The organism is Pseudoalteromonas sp. UBA2102 (assembly GCF_002331165.1).
In the GTDB taxonomy this organism is placed as follows: Bacteria; Pseudomonadota; Gammaproteobacteria; order Enterobacterales; family Alteromonadaceae; genus Pseudoalteromonas; species Pseudoalteromonas atlantica.
This window is the reverse complement of the sequence record NZ_DCYU01000049.1, coordinates 23,002-37,194: the sequence shown is the minus strand read 5'-3', so window position 1 is coordinate 37,194 and position 14,193 is coordinate 23,002. Positions and strand designations below refer to the sequence as shown.

General features: G+C 40.9%; 13 protein-coding genes and 1 pseudogene. 5 read left to right on the top strand and 9 right to left on the bottom strand.

The genetic code is table 11. The features are described 5' to 3' along the window. Position 1 precedes the first annotated feature (1 nt). From B2R65_RS06060 to B2R65_RS06045, 4 genes are all read right to left on the bottom strand, one after another. Positions 2-1,093 (bottom strand): OprO/OprP family phosphate-selective porin, encoded by a 1,092-nt coding sequence (locus tag B2R65_RS06060; RefSeq protein ID WP_286741658.1) that lies wholly within the window; start codon positions 1,091-1,093, stop codon positions 2-4. 1 nt (position 1,094) lies between these two features. Then, positions 1,095-1,682 carry a DUF4956 domain-containing protein gene (locus B2R65_RS06055; protein ID WP_010556048.1) on the bottom strand — a complete coding sequence of 196 codons (588 nt, stop codon included), beginning with the start codon at positions 1,680-1,682 and terminating at the stop codon, positions 1,095-1,097. A gap of 1 nt (position 1,683) precedes the next feature. After that, complete coding sequence (locus tag B2R65_RS06050) at positions 1,684-2,601, bottom strand: polyphosphate polymerase domain-containing protein (protein ID WP_286741655.1); 918 nt, start codon at positions 2,599-2,601, stop codon at positions 1,684-1,686. Positions 2,602-2,678: 77 nt separating this feature from the next. Further along, a complete protein-coding gene (locus B2R65_RS06045; protein ID WP_286741653.1) occupies positions 2,679-5,234 on the bottom strand; it encodes a CotH kinase family protein in 2,556 nt (851 codons plus the stop codon). A 128-nt stretch (positions 5,235-5,362) separates the two neighbouring features. Between B2R65_RS06045 and B2R65_RS06040 the strand changes: the two genes are divergently transcribed. Further along, on the top strand, positions 5,363-5,821 hold the full coding sequence (locus B2R65_RS06040) for a TlpA family protein disulfide reductase (protein WP_348735201.1): 459 nt from the start codon (positions 5,363-5,365) through the stop codon (positions 5,819-5,821). 139 nt (positions 5,822-5,960) lie between these two features. Next, positions 5,961-6,305 (top strand): hypothetical protein, encoded by a 345-nt coding sequence (locus tag B2R65_RS06035; protein WP_126009495.1) that lies wholly within the window; start codon positions 5,961-5,963, stop codon positions 6,303-6,305. A gap of 93 nt (positions 6,306-6,398) precedes the next feature. Here the strand turns inward: B2R65_RS06035 and B2R65_RS06030 are convergent, their stop codons facing one another. Beyond that, positions 6,399-7,292 (bottom strand): LysR family transcriptional regulator, encoded by an 894-nt coding sequence (locus B2R65_RS06030; protein WP_286741650.1) that lies wholly within the window; start codon positions 7,290-7,292, stop codon positions 6,399-6,401. 137 nt (positions 7,293-7,429) lie between these two features. On the opposite strand from B2R65_RS06030, the gene B2R65_RS06025 reads away from it, so the two are divergent. After that, a complete protein-coding gene (locus B2R65_RS06025) occupies positions 7,430-8,506 on the top strand; it encodes a YeiH family protein (RefSeq protein WP_286741649.1) in 1,077 nt (358 codons plus the stop codon). Positions 8,507-8,532: 26 nt separating this feature from the next. Here the strand turns inward: B2R65_RS06025 and B2R65_RS06020 are convergent, their stop codons facing one another. The 4 genes from B2R65_RS06020 to B2R65_RS06005 form a co-directional block, all read right to left on the bottom strand. Then, positions 8,533-9,840 (bottom strand): DASH family cryptochrome, encoded by a 1,308-nt coding sequence (locus B2R65_RS06020; RefSeq protein ID WP_286741647.1) that lies wholly within the window; start codon positions 9,838-9,840, stop codon positions 8,533-8,535. 115 nt (positions 9,841-9,955) lie between these two features. Beyond that, positions 9,956-10,294, bottom strand: coding sequence for a transcriptional regulator (locus tag B2R65_RS06015; RefSeq protein ID WP_248450037.1), 339 nt, complete (start codon positions 10,292-10,294; stop codon positions 9,956-9,958). 156 nt (positions 10,295-10,450) lie between these two features. After that, positions 10,451-11,158, bottom strand: a complete 708-nt coding sequence (locus B2R65_RS06010; RefSeq protein ID WP_286741646.1) for a winged helix-turn-helix domain-containing protein — start codon at positions 11,156-11,158, stop codon at positions 10,451-10,453. Positions 11,159-11,208: 50 nt separating this feature from the next. After that, positions 11,209-12,936 (bottom strand): DUF885 domain-containing protein, encoded by a 1,728-nt coding sequence (locus B2R65_RS06005; RefSeq protein ID WP_286741645.1) that lies wholly within the window; start codon positions 12,934-12,936, stop codon positions 11,209-11,211. Positions 12,937-13,153: 217 nt separating this feature from the next. On the opposite strand from B2R65_RS06005, the gene B2R65_RS06000 reads away from it, so the two are divergent. Together B2R65_RS06000 and B2R65_RS05995 are read left to right on the top strand one after the other, a co-directional pair. Continuing rightward, positions 13,154-13,741 carry a DUF4202 domain-containing protein gene (locus B2R65_RS06000; protein WP_286741644.1) on the top strand — a complete coding sequence of 196 codons (588 nt, stop codon included), beginning with the start codon at positions 13,154-13,156 and terminating at the stop codon, positions 13,739-13,741. Between the two features lie 39 nt (positions 13,742-13,780). Beyond that, positions 13,781-13,996 (top strand): annotated as a pseudogene (locus B2R65_RS05995) (zf-TFIIB domain-containing protein); the annotation flags it as partial. Positions 13,997-14,193: the final 197 nt, after the last annotated feature.

The following is a 14,193-nucleotide window of genomic DNA, read 5'->3' as shown; positions in this document are numbered from 1 at the left end:
ATTAAAACGAATACTGCAGCCTTAATGAGATTGCATTGCCCGATGTGATAGTACCGCCTGCTTCAAAGTAGTCGGCTTTAATGTAGTCGGCCATAAACTTTATGTTTTTGTTTACGGTGTAGTTAACACCAAGGGCGTAGGTTTTTGCGTCTTGGTTTTCTTGCTTGAGCTTAAGTCGACTGTAGCGGCCTGTAATTTCCCAGCCTGGCTCTGAGCTTGCGCCTAGTTTTGCGTTTTTATACTTACGGTATCCGCCCGATAGTTGATAACCAAATTGCAAATAGCCGCCTTCGTAATCGTTAGTTGTATTTTCAATACTGGTTACTTGTGCTTGTTGCCACTCAGCCATCATGGTAAATCTGTCTTTTAGCCATAGTAGCTCTACGCCTTGTTGCGAAAGGCTATCGGCATTAATTTTATCGCCTTCTATTAATGAGTCGGCGGTATAAACTTCAAGAGGTTCATTTACTCTAAATTCGTTACCGTCGTACTGCCTTTCACTAAATGCGACGCCTAGGTGTAAAAGGTTGGTGTTTTGCTGCCACGGCACCCAGGCTAAGCGCCCTGTAATAGCAGACGTTGCTTCGTCTTCATCGGGCTCGTAATAACCTAGTTGCCAATTTACTGAGGCTATGTCCCCGGAAAGGCTAATACCAAAACTGCGCCCTGGTGAAAATGCTTCGCTTATCATGCTACGCTCAAGCATTAGCAATTTACGCGAGCTAGTTAGTTTTTCTAGGCCAAAACCTTCTTTTTGTTGGCCTATGGTTAAATCGGCATATTTCCAGCCAGAGTATTCTAGGTAGGCGTCTTTTATTTCGGTTTCGCCATCGGCAAAGCCAAGCTGAAATTTACTTTTCCAATCTTTACTTATATCTGATTTAAAACTTAGGCGTGCGCGGCGTATTTCTGAGGTACTTTCTGAGCTGTTGCTGTCGTATTGCCCCTCTAACAATGAGGTATCAAATTTGTTGTAGTCGAGCATGATATAGCCGCTTAGGTCTATGTCGTCGTTAATTTTGGCAAAGCTTGCGTTACTAACAAAGCAAAGAACTGAAAGAGCCGCATAAGTCATCGTTTGTTTAGAGGTCATGTTAGGCTGCCTTTGTTTGTTTTTCGGCTAAGTAACTTACTTTTAGTTGCGCTACGTCTCTTAAAAAGTCGATGTGTTCTATATCTACGGCAACGACGTTTAGGCCTGTGCGCTGTTTTAAATCATCGATTAGTGTGGCTTGGTTTTGCGGGGTTATGTTTTCTATGCGCTCGTAGCAAACGCTTTGTACTTCGTAGCGTTTTACAAATACGCTTGAGTCAATCAAAAAGGCAATTAAGCAAATAATACCGTTAAGAATGCTTAGCTCAATTAAACTCATTTGCCCTACAGAGGTCAGTAAAGCAATGGCAGTAACAAGGAATAAGTAAGTCATCTCTTTAATCGAAATAGACTCAGTGCGGTACCTTAGCATGGTAAATACGGCAAATAGGCCAAATGCAAATTCCATTGACATATCAACACCGTGCAGCAAAAAGGTAATAATAAAAACGCCTACGCCAAATAAAATAAACGAGCCTGCTACCACTGCATTTTTACTTACGCGAAAATAACAGCCATAGCAAAGTACAGCCAGCGATAGGATGTTTACTAAAAAGCGGGAAAGAAAAATAAGATCTAATTTGGTCATTTTAATTATTCTCTAAAGGTAAAAGCGGGTTAGTGCGGTTAAGGTGTTTTAAACGGGCTAAAACAGGTTTAAAGCGGTTTACTTTTAAACGCTCGGGGTAGAGCAAAGCACAGCCAATGCAGTATTTACTAAACGAGGCAGGGAATATGTGGTGTTTGCTCATAAGTTTATAAAATGGCGAGCGTTTTGTTTTTTTACTTTGCTTAAGCTCGGCAATAAAAAAGCCCGGTAAGGTTATTTTATTATCGCCTTTTGGGGTGTTGTACCACAGGTTAAAATCAAGCGTTAAACGCTCGGCTTTTTCTTCGTTAGCTAGGGCTATGCGGTTATAGCCGCTTTGCTGGGTTACGTTTAAATGTGCAAAGCTGTTTTTCATTTGCTCTTTAATAAACGCCGTGCTGTTAGCTTGCTGGTTGTTAGTTTGCGCGAGCTTTATACGTGTTTTTACTGTGCGGCTTTGGTTGTTTTTTAGTTTTACTTCTAGGTATTCGGTGGCAGTATCAACGTAGCGCCTTTGGCGTACTTTGTAGCGATTAAGCTTACCGTTATGATGGGCTTTATATAAATCAAGCTCGGGCGTATCAAAGTACTGATTATAATAAGAGAATAAACGCTTACCTTGTATATCAAGTACACGGTACTGGCCTTGTATATGAGTAAGTAGCTCAGGTAAAAACGATAGTGGCAGCATAAACTTGCTGTCTACACGGTTCATTAAATTAGCGTTATTAAGATCGTTTAATCCGTAACCTTCAAATGGGGCGAGCAACTCGTTAATTAAGCTTGTTAATGAGCCACGATCATCTGGTTTTTCAGGCTGAGCCTGCTTATTTTTAGTGTTTATAGCAGTAATTGCTACTGGTGAGATTGAAGTATCCTTTTCAAAAAGTTCATCCTTAAAACGTGCTTGAATTGTCATAATTTTCTCAGATTATTAAATTGCAAAGTAATAGAGTGCAGTGCCAGCGTGCTGACACCGCATCAAGGATGGGTTGTTTATCTAGAGCAAAAGCCGCTGCCATCACCCGCTGAGGGCAATGTGCCATCAAGCTGCGCGGCCATATTTGCTACGCGGTACTCCATAAACGAGGTTAAGCCGTAAAACTGCCCCGTGGTAGAGGTTAGGTTTTGCTCAAAGTAGGTTGAGCCATAAAAGCTAGTTGGGTCGTTTTGTACGTGCTCACGAATTAAATCGGCTATTTCATTTACGCGTGCGTTAAATGTGTCGCTTGAAAGTGAGCCATTAATAAGCTGTGTTAAGTAACTGTGGTACGTATCGAGGTGGCTTTGCTCGGCAAATACATTAGCAATTAATGGGCGCTCGCTTAATGCCCCGCTTACAGGCTCATCAATGTAGAGCTCTCTTACATCTACGCTATTACAATCCATGTTAAATGTGCCGAATGACTCGTTAAAATCCCACGGTAAAATGCTAAATACGCCATCGTCATCGTAAATATAATAGTTATGTGCAAGCGGGCCGTGGTAGCTATCTAAATTAGACAGTGAAGTACTAACCGACATATAACGCAGCAGCGTGTCTATATCTATGGCGCTGGTTTCGCCTTCATCTAGCGATTCAACAAAGTTAATAAAGGCGCCGTTATCGGTGGTGTCTTCGTTGGTTTGCAGGTTTATATCGGCGTAGCTTTGTATGTCGTCACCTAGCCATAGTAAATCGCTTCCTGTGCCATCTGGCTTGTATAAATCGCCGTTACTGTTGGCAAAGTGTTTTTCAACAAATTCGCCATCTACGGCTTCTACCATTAAATACAAACCAAATAGCTCGCCGTTTACATAAAAGTTAACGTAAGCATGCTCAGGCGTTGGCACGCCCATTTCATCCATAAGCTCGTAGGCGATTACTTCACGCATGTACGACGGGTCGTTAAACGAGTTTTGTAGTGTGAATTTTTTTAGCCCAAAAAACTTTTGCCCCGACACATATTCGTTAATATCAACCTTAAAGCTGTAACGGTCGCTGCTAGAGTTGGCAACGCTGCTTAAGCTTGAGCCGCCTTTAGTGCGAATAGCTACGCTATCGAGTGTTACCCCATTAAAGGTAATAGCGGTTTCGTGATATTCCTCATCAAGTGGGTTATCTAGAATGTCTTGCCAGTTTTCATCGCTAATTGTAATAGAAAGCGTATTAACGGCCGTAGGTGTAAAGGCGGTTGCAACTGTATTTTCACTACTTGGGGTAGGTGTTAAAAACGCATGAGTAAAGCCTGTACTGCTACTTAGGCCGTAACTAAAGCCTGTGGCTACATCACTTTCATCCCAGTCAATGTAGTCAATTACTTCATCGTTGAGTATTAAGCTTAGCTCGTCTTCTTTGCCTAGTTTAAACGGGACGTAGTAAGTGCCTGGGTCTTCATCGGTGGCATAAATAGTAATGTATTCACCTGCGTATAAATCTATGTCAGGCAGGGTTACGGGGTCTATGTCGTCGCTTTCATCAATAACTTGGTAGTTGGCTAAGTTAATTGTATTTTCGCTGTTGTTGTATAGCTCAAACCAGTCGCTGCCATCGTCTGCGGCGCTTGCCACTATTTCGTTAATAACGAGTGGCCCGTGGGTTGCTTGGCTGTTTGAGCTAAGCTCTGTTGGAGTGAGTACTGTAGTTGCATCGCTGCCATCTGGGTAGCGGCCATAGCTGTAACCACTTAGCGCTTGGCCTTTATTCCAGGATAACTGCTCTATAATTACATTGTTACTGTAAAGGCTTACGGTATCGCTTGCGCCTAATTTAAACGCTACGCTTGGCAGGTCGCCTAATTCATCGGTGCTTGCGTAAATACGGTAAAACTCACCCGGCGATAACGTAATATCAGGTAGAGCAAATTGCTCGTTATTGTCATCACTTAGTGTGTAGTCGGCTAAATAAATATCGCTACTGCTTGTTACATAAAGCTCTATCCAGTCCTCGCCGCCGCTGCTGTCTTTTGCTACTACTTCGTTTATACGAAGTGGTGCATCTTCAGCAATTAGCGTTGTAACAAGTGTAGAGGTATCGGCTGTTTGGTTAGCTGCGCCCTCTGTGGGCGTTAGTGTTTGCGCGGTGCCGGTGCCGTCGGTGTATAAGCCGTAACTAAAACCTTCAGCGGCTTCGCCTTCTTCCCAATCAAGTACAGACACCGCAGTGCCGTCCTCGTATAATGTAACCGCATCGTCGCTCCCTAGTTTAAAGGTAACGTAATAGCCGCTATCGGGCGGGGTGTCGGTTTCATCAATGGCTTGAATAACAATAAACTCACCTTGCGAAAGCGCTACTGCGGGTAAAGCTTGAGGCTCTCTGTCGGCGTTATCATCAACAAGTGAAAATACCGATAAGTCGGCTATATCTTCAGTGGCGTATAGCTCAATCCAGTCGTAGGTGGTGTCGCTTGGGCTTGCGACAATTTCGTTAATAACTAAGCCCGTTGAGGTGGTTGTTGATGATAAGTCAGTTTGCTCTGTGCTGCTATCGGTTGTTTGCTCAGTACCGCCACAGCCATATAAAAATGTAGTAGAGGCGATAACTGAATAAAATATAAAAGGTTTTATATTCATGTATGCACGCTTATTATTTTATTAAAGTGGGCAAACTATAAAAATAGAAGGTGCAAACAATGTGTAAACATTCAGTAATATTCAGTATAGTGAGCTTAATTACTCACTTTAAAAGTTACTTTAACCTTATGTTTAAACAATTAATTTTATTGTGCGCGTTAAGCATGCCGCTTGTAAGTACTGCCGCTACTGCGCCATTTTCGGGCGATATTACAACTGATGTACTATTAAGCGATTACGATAAGTTTAATAAGCAGTACAACGCATTTACGCCAACCGAGCAAGATATAGCCTTAATGCAAAAGCTAGAAGGCAAGGCATTAGTTGTATTATTTGGCACTTGGTGTCACGACAGCCAACGCGAAGTCCCAAAGCTTATTAAGTTACTTGATGCGTCTAAGGTAAAACTTGCAAGCGTTAAATATGTGGCCGTGGGTTACAACAAGCAAGACGACGCTGGAATAGCACTAGCGCACGACTTGCAATACACCCCTACGTTTATAGTAAAAGATAATAGCAAAGAGTTAGTACGCGTAGTTGAAAAACCAACGGGTACATTGGCACAAGATTTAACGCAGGGTTTGTGAGTAGAGCTTGGGGCTGTGAGAGCTTACTGATTCAGCCTAATAGACTTATAAGTTAGCTTGTGGGCTGTTATGAATGATCTCTTAGTATTTCAATATGAGAGGTCAGGATTTTACCCCTTTGTTTTTTTAAGGAGGAAGTATGTTTTTAAAAAGTGATGTAGAAAAGCTTGAAGAAAACTTTAGGTTAGCTAAGCAGGCATTACCTGATATTGATAGTTCTAGTGGCTACCCTAATTATCCTGAAGTTATTTCTGAATTTATGAATAGTCTATGTTCCCCTCCGTGGTTAAAAATTGATTATGACCCAAAAGAAGTAAAAAATATCATTTCAAATATAGATAATGCTTCCCCTGATAATTTACGTAATGTATTGACAGATGCAAATCGTATTGAACGTTTTGGTTGTGGGCAATGGGCAGTAATTTTAGGCGGAGATTTTTTTCCTTTAGTTATAGCTCGTGCTTATGAGCTCACAAAACCCTAACAAACATAAGCGATAGAGGACAAACTGTCTCACACATCACGAGTTATCAACGCTCGCTTTAACGTTTATGTAAATTTACGACGCGCGTTAAATTCACTCATTTAAAAATTGAGCACTAAATAAACTTTTTTCGAATGCTTGCGCAGCATGCGAAGACGGTCTGTCTTTATAATGCAGTTGGTATAGCGGCCGAGAGAGTTGCTCGTTATTTTTTTGGCTCAGGCGTGTTAATTTGCCTAACTGCACTAAATCTTCTGTGACTACGTTTGGCAATAAAGCGACCCCCATACCTTGAGCAACAGCTCTTGCTATGGCTTCGTTGCTGCCTAATTGCATACTTTGCTCAGCCTGTACGCCATGCTCTGCTAATAACTTTACCGACATTTCTAACGTGCCAGAGCCTGGCTCGCGTAATAACCAAAACTGCTTATTTAACCATGCTTTTAAGTCTTTAGTGGGCTTAAAGTTACTGGGTATAACGACACTCATTAAATCGTTTTGCCAGTGCTTACTTATTATATGTGGCTCGGTAGGTGTGCCTTCAACCAGTGCTAAATCTATAGTGCATTCAAGTAAGGCATGCTCAATTTGCGCGGTATTAGCCACTTGTACTTCTACTTTTATATGCGGGTACTGCGCGCAAAATTTGGCTAAATAAGGCGGTAGCCAATAACTGGCAATGGTGGTGCTGGTGCCTATAACTAATGTACCGCGCTTAAGCCCTGTGCGCGACTTAATATCGTCAATGGCGGCTTTTTCGATAGCAAAAATACTGCGGGCGTGATCATTCAAAGCTTGGCCGCCTTCGCTTAAGGTGAGCTTTTTACCCTTAGATGCACGTTCAATAAGTTGAATATTTAACTGATGCTCTAGCTCTTTTAGCGCTTTAGAAACAGCGGGCTGGCTTATAAAAAGCGCTTCGGCTGCGCCTGAAAAGCTACCCAATTTAGCCACTGTATAAAACACCCTAAGTGCATGTAAGTTCATTGTATAACCTTAAATTGCATAACTCTAAATTGTATAACTTTAAGTTATCAAATCATGATTTTAATATATTGGAGTTATATTTTGAGCTTTCTTACAATTAAGTCAACACATCAACTTGGTTTAAGTGAGGGAATATTATGCTTAGCGCTATTAAAAATAGTTTTCAGCCTATAGGTATTAATACTAAGCAATACGGCGATACGCGCTGGTGGTTAGGTATGCTGCTGGTGGTTGTGTTAGCGGGGGCATCTGTTGCATTAAGTAAGTTACCTATAATGCAAAGTGCGCAATTTAGCTCCTTAACAATTGGTATTGTGCTTGGCATTATTGTGGGTAACAGTGTGTTTTCGCGTATAGCTACGCGTACAGATGTAGGCGTTGATTACGCTAAAAGTATATTACTCAAAGCGGGCGTTATTTTATTTGGGTTTAGAATTACTTTTGCGCAAGTAGCGGATGTAGGCTGGCATGGCCTATTAACCGATGTGGTAATGCTGCTTGGTACGTTTATATTAGCAGTACAGCTAGGTAAGCGCGTTTTTAAGCTTGATGAACAAACAACCATACTAATAGGTGCGGGTAGCTCTATTTGTGGCGCCGCAGCGGTAATGGCAACTGAACCAGTTATAAAAGCACAAGCGCATAAAGTATCTGTAGCGGTGGCAACGGTTGTGGTGTTTGGCACGTTAAGTATGTTTGCCTACCCAATTATGTTTGAATATATGGGTGTGAGTGAGCATGCGTACGGTATTTTTGTTGGTTCAACCATTCATGAAGTTGCGCAAGTGGTAGCAGCAGGAACTGCGGTAAGTGCCAATGCAGCCGACACCGCCGTGATTGAAAAAATGCTCCGTGTAATGATGCTTGCGCCATTTCTAGTGGGCTTATCGTTTTGGCAAAGTAAAAAGCATGCAAACATAAACGCACATGGCGGCGAGCAAAAATCAGGAATTACAATCCCTTGGTTTGCAGTGTTATTTATAGTGGCAAGTGGCGTGCATTCGTTATCGGTTATTCCGCAAGGTACTACAAGCGCTATTATATGGTTTGACAATATACTACTTACCATTGCCATGGTCGCACTTGGGCTGCGTACCCACGTTGGCGCTATTCGCCAAGCGGGTATAAAGCCACTGCTATTAGCTGGCTGTTTATTTTTGTTTTTAACCTTAGCTGGCTTTGCCATTAATATAGGCATTGCGCAGCTGTTTTAAATATAACCTAGTGGAGGTAGATTGGCTTAAATAGGCCAATCTACTTCGTTTAAGTGATCGAGCTGCTGTGTTTTATTACTGTGCCCGTGCCATTTATTGGTATAAATACCATTTGGATCATACTGCGCCGTTTGTTTTTGTATATTAAAGTGGCGGCCGCCACGCGGATCAACCCCCACACCGGCTATGTACTGCCAGTTGCCCCAGTTTGCTGCTACATCGTAATCAATCAATTGTTGCTCAAAATAGGCTGCGCCGTATCGCCAATCAAGGCCAAGCTCGTTTACTAAACAGCTTGCTGCAATTTGCCGTGCTCTATTTGATATATAACCCGTAGTGTTTAGTTCTTCCATAATGGCATTTACAAGCGGGTAAGGCGTTGTGCCGTTACACCAAGCAACAAAGCGTGTAGGTGTAAAAGTAGTAAGCGGTTTAGTTTGTTTTTGCCCCTTAAAGCTAAACAGGGTGTTACCTGCTTTAAGTGCGTGCCATTTAAAATACTCTCGCCATAGCAATTCAAACTTAATCCAATAAGTAGACTCGTTTGCCGTATTGCATTGCTCGTAATTTTCTACGGCTTTGTAAACTTGTTTTGCACTTATACAGCCAAAAGCAAGCCAAGTACTAAATTTGGTGGTGTTGTTAAAGCCATCAAGTTCGTTGCGAGTCGTTTTATAAGTACTTGGCATTGCGCCTGCAAAGTATTGCTTTAAATGAGCTTGCGCACTTTTAAGCCCGCCATGCATTACGCCTTTATTTGTTATACGTTCTATAGGTTTTTTTGCGCATAAAGTTATTGGCTTAGGCAGCAAGCCGTTTGGCAAAGTTGTTGGTGTAATAGGGCTATTAGCGGCCTCTACCTTTTTACGAAACGGGGTAAAGTGTTTAGGTAATTCGCTTAAATCAAAGGGGAGGTCATTTTGCTTAAAGAGCGTGTCTTGCTGCGTTCCTGTAAATTGTGTATTGGGGCAATGTGCTTTGAGTAAGTTTATTTGGCGTTGCTCGTACACGCCAAATTGTTCGCTGTATACAACTTCATCAATATTTTGCTCATTAATACGCGCTTTTAAAAGCGATACGGGTTCGCCATCAAGCACATGCAGGGTTTGCCCGCGCTCAATAAGTGCTTGTTGTAGTTCGTACAAGCTTTGCATTAAAAATTGCTGTTTGTGTATGCCGTAAGGTTTTTGTTGGTAGTTATTATTTTTAAACCAGTGCGGGTTAATAACAAATACAATATCAAGCGCGCATTGCTGCAACATAAGGTCACTAAAAATTGGGTTGTCGGTTAGGCGTAAATCGTTTTGTAGCCAATATAAAATGCGTTTGCTCATACTTATGCTCTGGTTTTTGTAATCATTAAGTTTACGAAGCAAAAGCGGGTAGGGATTGATTTTCACTTGTATTTAATTAAGAAAGGATGAGCAAGTGTGACTTGCTCATCTAGGTTTACTTAAGAGATTGAGTGGCTTGGCGTATATTTTCAGATATATAGGCAATTAAATAAACAAAAACAGTGAGTGGTAAACCAAATATAAATAAGGCAATTTTGTACTTATTAGCAACAGTTGATTTAGGTAAGGTAATTGCAAAGCAAACGCTCATGGCTAACCAAAATAAAGCTAAAAGTGTTGATATGTTTGATTGAGGGTTAGATAAATCACAAGTGCCAAATGAAATACTGGCAATAGATGCGTTACCTATTTCTATACACTCGTTGCTGTTAATAAGGCTTAATGTAATTACTGTTATGATTAATACTAGTAATAGAGGTAATAAGTGTTTCATATTTTCTTCCTTAATTATTTAATTTTATGGGTCGCTCTATAGCGCCTAAACAAAATTAAGTCGATTGGCAAAAAATAACGATAACAAAGCCATTAACTAGTTATTATAAAGTTATAACCATGGTATTACCTTGGTTATAACTTTTATAAGTCATTACTATTCAATAGGTTGTGTTTTTACTTCAGCTATAAGCTGATAACCTCGTTTCATTACAGACTTTATATATTTGGGGTTTTTTGTGTCGTTATCGTTAAGGGCTACACGTAGTTTGCTAATAACTCGTCTAACTGCGGTATCGGTTACTATTTGATTCTCCCATACATTATTGTGTAACTCTTCAAGGCTAACTATTCTTGGCTGTTGCTCTATTAAATAGCTAAGTACCTGCATGCATTTGGGCTCTAATGTGTAGAGGTTATCTTCTTTTATTAAAGACTGCTGCAGGCTGTTAAAAGTGTACTCGCCAATTGTTAGCTGATTAACACTCGGCTTTTCAATAACAGGTTCTGCGCAAACATGGTTAGCTTGGGTTTTATTTGCTGCTGGGTTTGAATATTTTTTATAAACGCGAGATACCATCATTCCAGTTAAATTCATTAAAAGCACTAGCGGGCTGAGTGGAAATGCACATAGGAAAAGTAAATACTTAAACCCCACGTGTACATTTGGTTTATTAAGCATTTGCCCAAATAACACATTTAAAAGCATCCATATAATAAAATAAGGCGTAAGGGAAATTGAATCTGTTTGCTCCCCACAAACGCCATATTTTACGCCCTCTATGTAGTTTGATGCTTCTAAACAAAACGCATTAGCTTGGCTGCTAAATAAAATGAATGATATAAAAATAAGTAGGTGTTTCATTAAAAAGTCCGTTTAGAAAGAGGCGGAAAATAATACCGCCTTCATTAATGTTAAATAGCCGATTTTTGTTTTTCTATCCAATCGTTTATAACGTCTTCAAGCACTGCCATAGGCAATGAGCCTTGGCCAATAACAGTGTCGTGAAAGCTGCGTATATCAAATTGTGTACCAAGCTCTTTTTCGGCTTTTGCACGTAGTTCTCGTATTTCTATTTCGCCCATTTTGTACGAGAGCGCTTGGCCTGGCCATGAAATGTAACGATCTATCTGATCCTCCACCGCACTTTGTGGTAAAGCGGTATGACTGGCTAAGTAATCAATTGCTTTTTGGCGGCTCCAACCAAAGGCATGAATACCGGTATCAACCACTAAGCGCACTGCACGCCACATTTCGTAGCCTAAACGACCAAAGTCGCTGTACGGGCTTTGATAAAAACCAGCTTCTTTACCTAAGCGTTCTGTGTATAGTGCCCAACCTTCGCCAAATGCAGAGTGGCTAAGTGTGCGTCTAAATTCGGGGACATTTAACTCCATAGCAATGGCGTTTTGTAAATGGTGCCCAGGTATGGCTTCGTGCAGACTAAGTGCTTCTAAATTATATAAAGGCTGCAGTTTAGGTGTTGAGGCTAAAAAATAAGTGCCTGGCGAGCGGTTATCTGGCGGTGGCATATAAAACGCACCACGACTTGCTGAGCCCTTAATAGTAAAGGTGTTACGCGGTAAGTGGCCAAAGTAGGTGGGCAATTTGCCATACATTTTTTGCGTTATAAACGCGGTTTTTTCTAGCAAGTCTTGCGCGTCTTTTGCGTAAAATTGCTCATCGGTTGCTAAAAATTCTAAAAACTCACTATAGGTGCCATCAAAGCCTACTTCATCAATAATATTTTGCATTTGCGCCTTAATACGCGCGACTTCTTTAAGGCCTAGTTGATGTATTTGTTTAGGTGTGGCGTTTGTTGTGGTGTAGTAATTAACTGTGTACTTATAGTAGTCAAGCCCGCCTTTAACGCTTGCTATGCCCGGCTGCGCTCTACAGTGTGGCATATAGTCATTTTCAAAAAAGTCGTAAAAATGCTGATACTCAGGAATTACTTTATCTTTAATTACAGCTTGTGCTTTTTGTTTTAAGTTTGATTTTTGCACTGCACTAAAGGTATTAGGTATACGCGTAAAGGGCTCGTAAAGGGCGCTGTTTTTGGGGTTTTTAACTATGTGCGCGCTAATGCTTTGGCTGTAATTTTCAAAGGTTTTACAGTAATGGGTAAACCCTGTTTTTATTCCTTCTTTCATTAAATCAATATTTTGCTGATTAAAGCGCGGGTAGTCGGCAAGGCTGATTAAAAATGCGTTGTAATCATCAGCTGTTAAAAAAGCCATATTAGCGGGTGCTTCTGCAAAGTAGGTATGCCAGCCACTTAAAAAGTTTACCGGAAAATACTTATCTTGATAAAGGTAGCTTTGCTGCTCGGTTTCTCGCTCATATTTAAATAAGCGGTAGTTCATTAGCTGATCCTTGTTGAGCGTTTTAGGGTCAATGTTGGCTAAGCTTTTTAGCACGCTGTTGTTATAAGCTTGGCGCTTTGCAATGGCTTGTTCGCTCCAATTTGGTAATGTGCCGTTTGGTTTCCAACCGTCTGGATCGGTTCGAAAAAATATTTTTTCAGCTTTGGCATTTTGCCAGTGGTTATCAATAATGGTTTTTAAGTCGCTGTTACTGTCGGCAAGGCTTGGTAGCGAGGTGGCTGCTAAGCAAATAGCTAAAATACGTTTTTTAAACATAGTGATCCGTTATTGGCGAGTTAGTCGCGCTTTTTTATTTTAATTTGTGCTCAATATAGTACCAAGTTAACTTAATCAATGCGCTTACTTTTATAACTTGTACCTCTAGGCTTTACTTTTTGATTGAACAAATTTCACTGCGTAACTGAGTGGGGCACTAGTTTATTGTTTTACCAGCGTTTAGAATGATTAAAACTAATTACAATCAATGACCGTCATGTTTAATAAAGTAATAACGCTGATTGATGAAGCTAATAACCAAGACCCGAATACTGAGCAGCACAATGGAGAAAGTTTTCCTAAAGAGTATTTATACTCACAGCGTATGAGCGAAATGCTAACTCGCTTTAAGCCTGATGCCGATGAACTCATGCAAATTGCAGTGCGTGGGCAGCATATACAACGTTGGAAGTCGCCGCGTAGCGACTTTGCAATGAACAAGCAAGGCTATCATCAATGGCGCAGTGCGCTTTATATATTTCATGCCAGTAGCGTTGTTGCGCTTATGCAGCAAGCAGGGTATAGCGAGGCTGAGCAAAACAGAGTGTACGATGCAGTTGCTAAAAAAAATATTAAACGTAACCCTGATAGCCAATTAGTAGAAGACGTAGCAAGCCTGGTATTTATTGAGCATTACATGCTCGGGTTTGCTAATAGTAAGCCTGATTACGATGAGCAAAAATGGATAGGTATTATTCGCCGTACATGGCAAAAAATGTCAGACGACGCGCATGAGTTTGTACTTGCAGGTAATATTACATTACCTGCGCCGCTTGTTGGGCTTATTCATAAAGCACTTGAGTAAAGTAGTGTAAGTTAAGTATTAAAATAAAAGGATTTTAGAATGTTATGCCCACGCACAAATACCTCTCTTGAGCCGTTATTAATTGGCGGGATTACTGTTTTTACGTCAGCGCAAGGCGGCGTATTTTTTGATAACAGCCAAATTTTTAAGTTTAGTTCGCCTGAGTTAAAGCATGGTCAGGTTCTACTTAAGTATTTGAGTAACTATACCGAAGGCGAGGGCGAAGTCTCATCGCGAGTAAATTGCCCAAAGTGCTTAGGGTCTGTTGAACTTTGCGGATTAAAATTTGTTCAAACTAGGGGCTATTTAATCACGGCGCGAGGTTTGTAACCTAGTGGACTAAGTAAAAGCCAAGCAACAAAGAGTAAATAGTCCCTAGGAAGAACCCTTTGGGTAGCGCCTGTTTGGCATTAATGCTACGTTATCGCCTATTTATGGGGAATAACCACACT

Excerpts from the sequence above, each read along its gene's own strand:
- B2R65_RS06060 (WP_286741658.1), bottom strand. The coding sequence starts at position 1,093 with ATGACCTCTAAACAAACGATGACTTATGCGGCTCTTTCAGTTCTTTGC.
- B2R65_RS06055 (WP_010556048.1), bottom strand. The coding sequence starts at position 1,682 with ATGACCAAATTAGATCTTATTTTTCTTTCCCGCTTTTTAGTAAACATC.
- B2R65_RS06050 (WP_286741655.1), bottom strand. The coding sequence starts at position 2,601 with ATGACAATTCAAGCACGTTTTAAGGATGAACTTTTTGAAAAGGATACT.
- B2R65_RS06045 (WP_286741653.1), bottom strand. The coding sequence starts at position 5,234 with ATGAATATAAAACCTTTTATATTTTATTCAGTTATCGCCTCTACTACA.
- B2R65_RS06040 (WP_348735201.1), top strand. The coding sequence starts at position 5,363 with ATGTTTAAACAATTAATTTTATTGTGCGCGTTAAGCATGCCGCTTGTA.
- B2R65_RS06035 (WP_126009495.1), top strand. The coding sequence starts at position 5,961 with ATGTTTTTAAAAAGTGATGTAGAAAAGCTTGAAGAAAACTTTAGGTTA.
- B2R65_RS06030 (WP_286741650.1), bottom strand. The coding sequence starts at position 7,292 with ATGAACTTACATGCACTTAGGGTGTTTTATACAGTGGCTAAATTGGGT.
- B2R65_RS06025 (WP_286741649.1), top strand. The coding sequence starts at position 7,430 with ATGCTTAGCGCTATTAAAAATAGTTTTCAGCCTATAGGTATTAATACT.
- B2R65_RS06020 (WP_286741647.1), bottom strand. The coding sequence starts at position 9,840 with ATGAGCAAACGCATTTTATATTGGCTACAAAACGATTTACGCCTAACC.
- B2R65_RS06015 (WP_248450037.1), bottom strand. The coding sequence starts at position 10,294 with ATGAAACACTTATTACCTCTATTACTAGTATTAATCATAACAGTAATT.
- B2R65_RS06010 (WP_286741646.1), bottom strand. The coding sequence starts at position 11,158 with ATGAAACACCTACTTATTTTTATATCATTCATTTTATTTAGCAGCCAA.
- B2R65_RS06005 (WP_286741645.1), bottom strand. The coding sequence starts at position 12,936 with ATGTTTAAAAAACGTATTTTAGCTATTTGCTTAGCAGCCACCTCGCTA.
- B2R65_RS06000 (WP_286741644.1), top strand. The coding sequence starts at position 13,154 with ATGTTTAATAAAGTAATAACGCTGATTGATGAAGCTAATAACCAAGAC.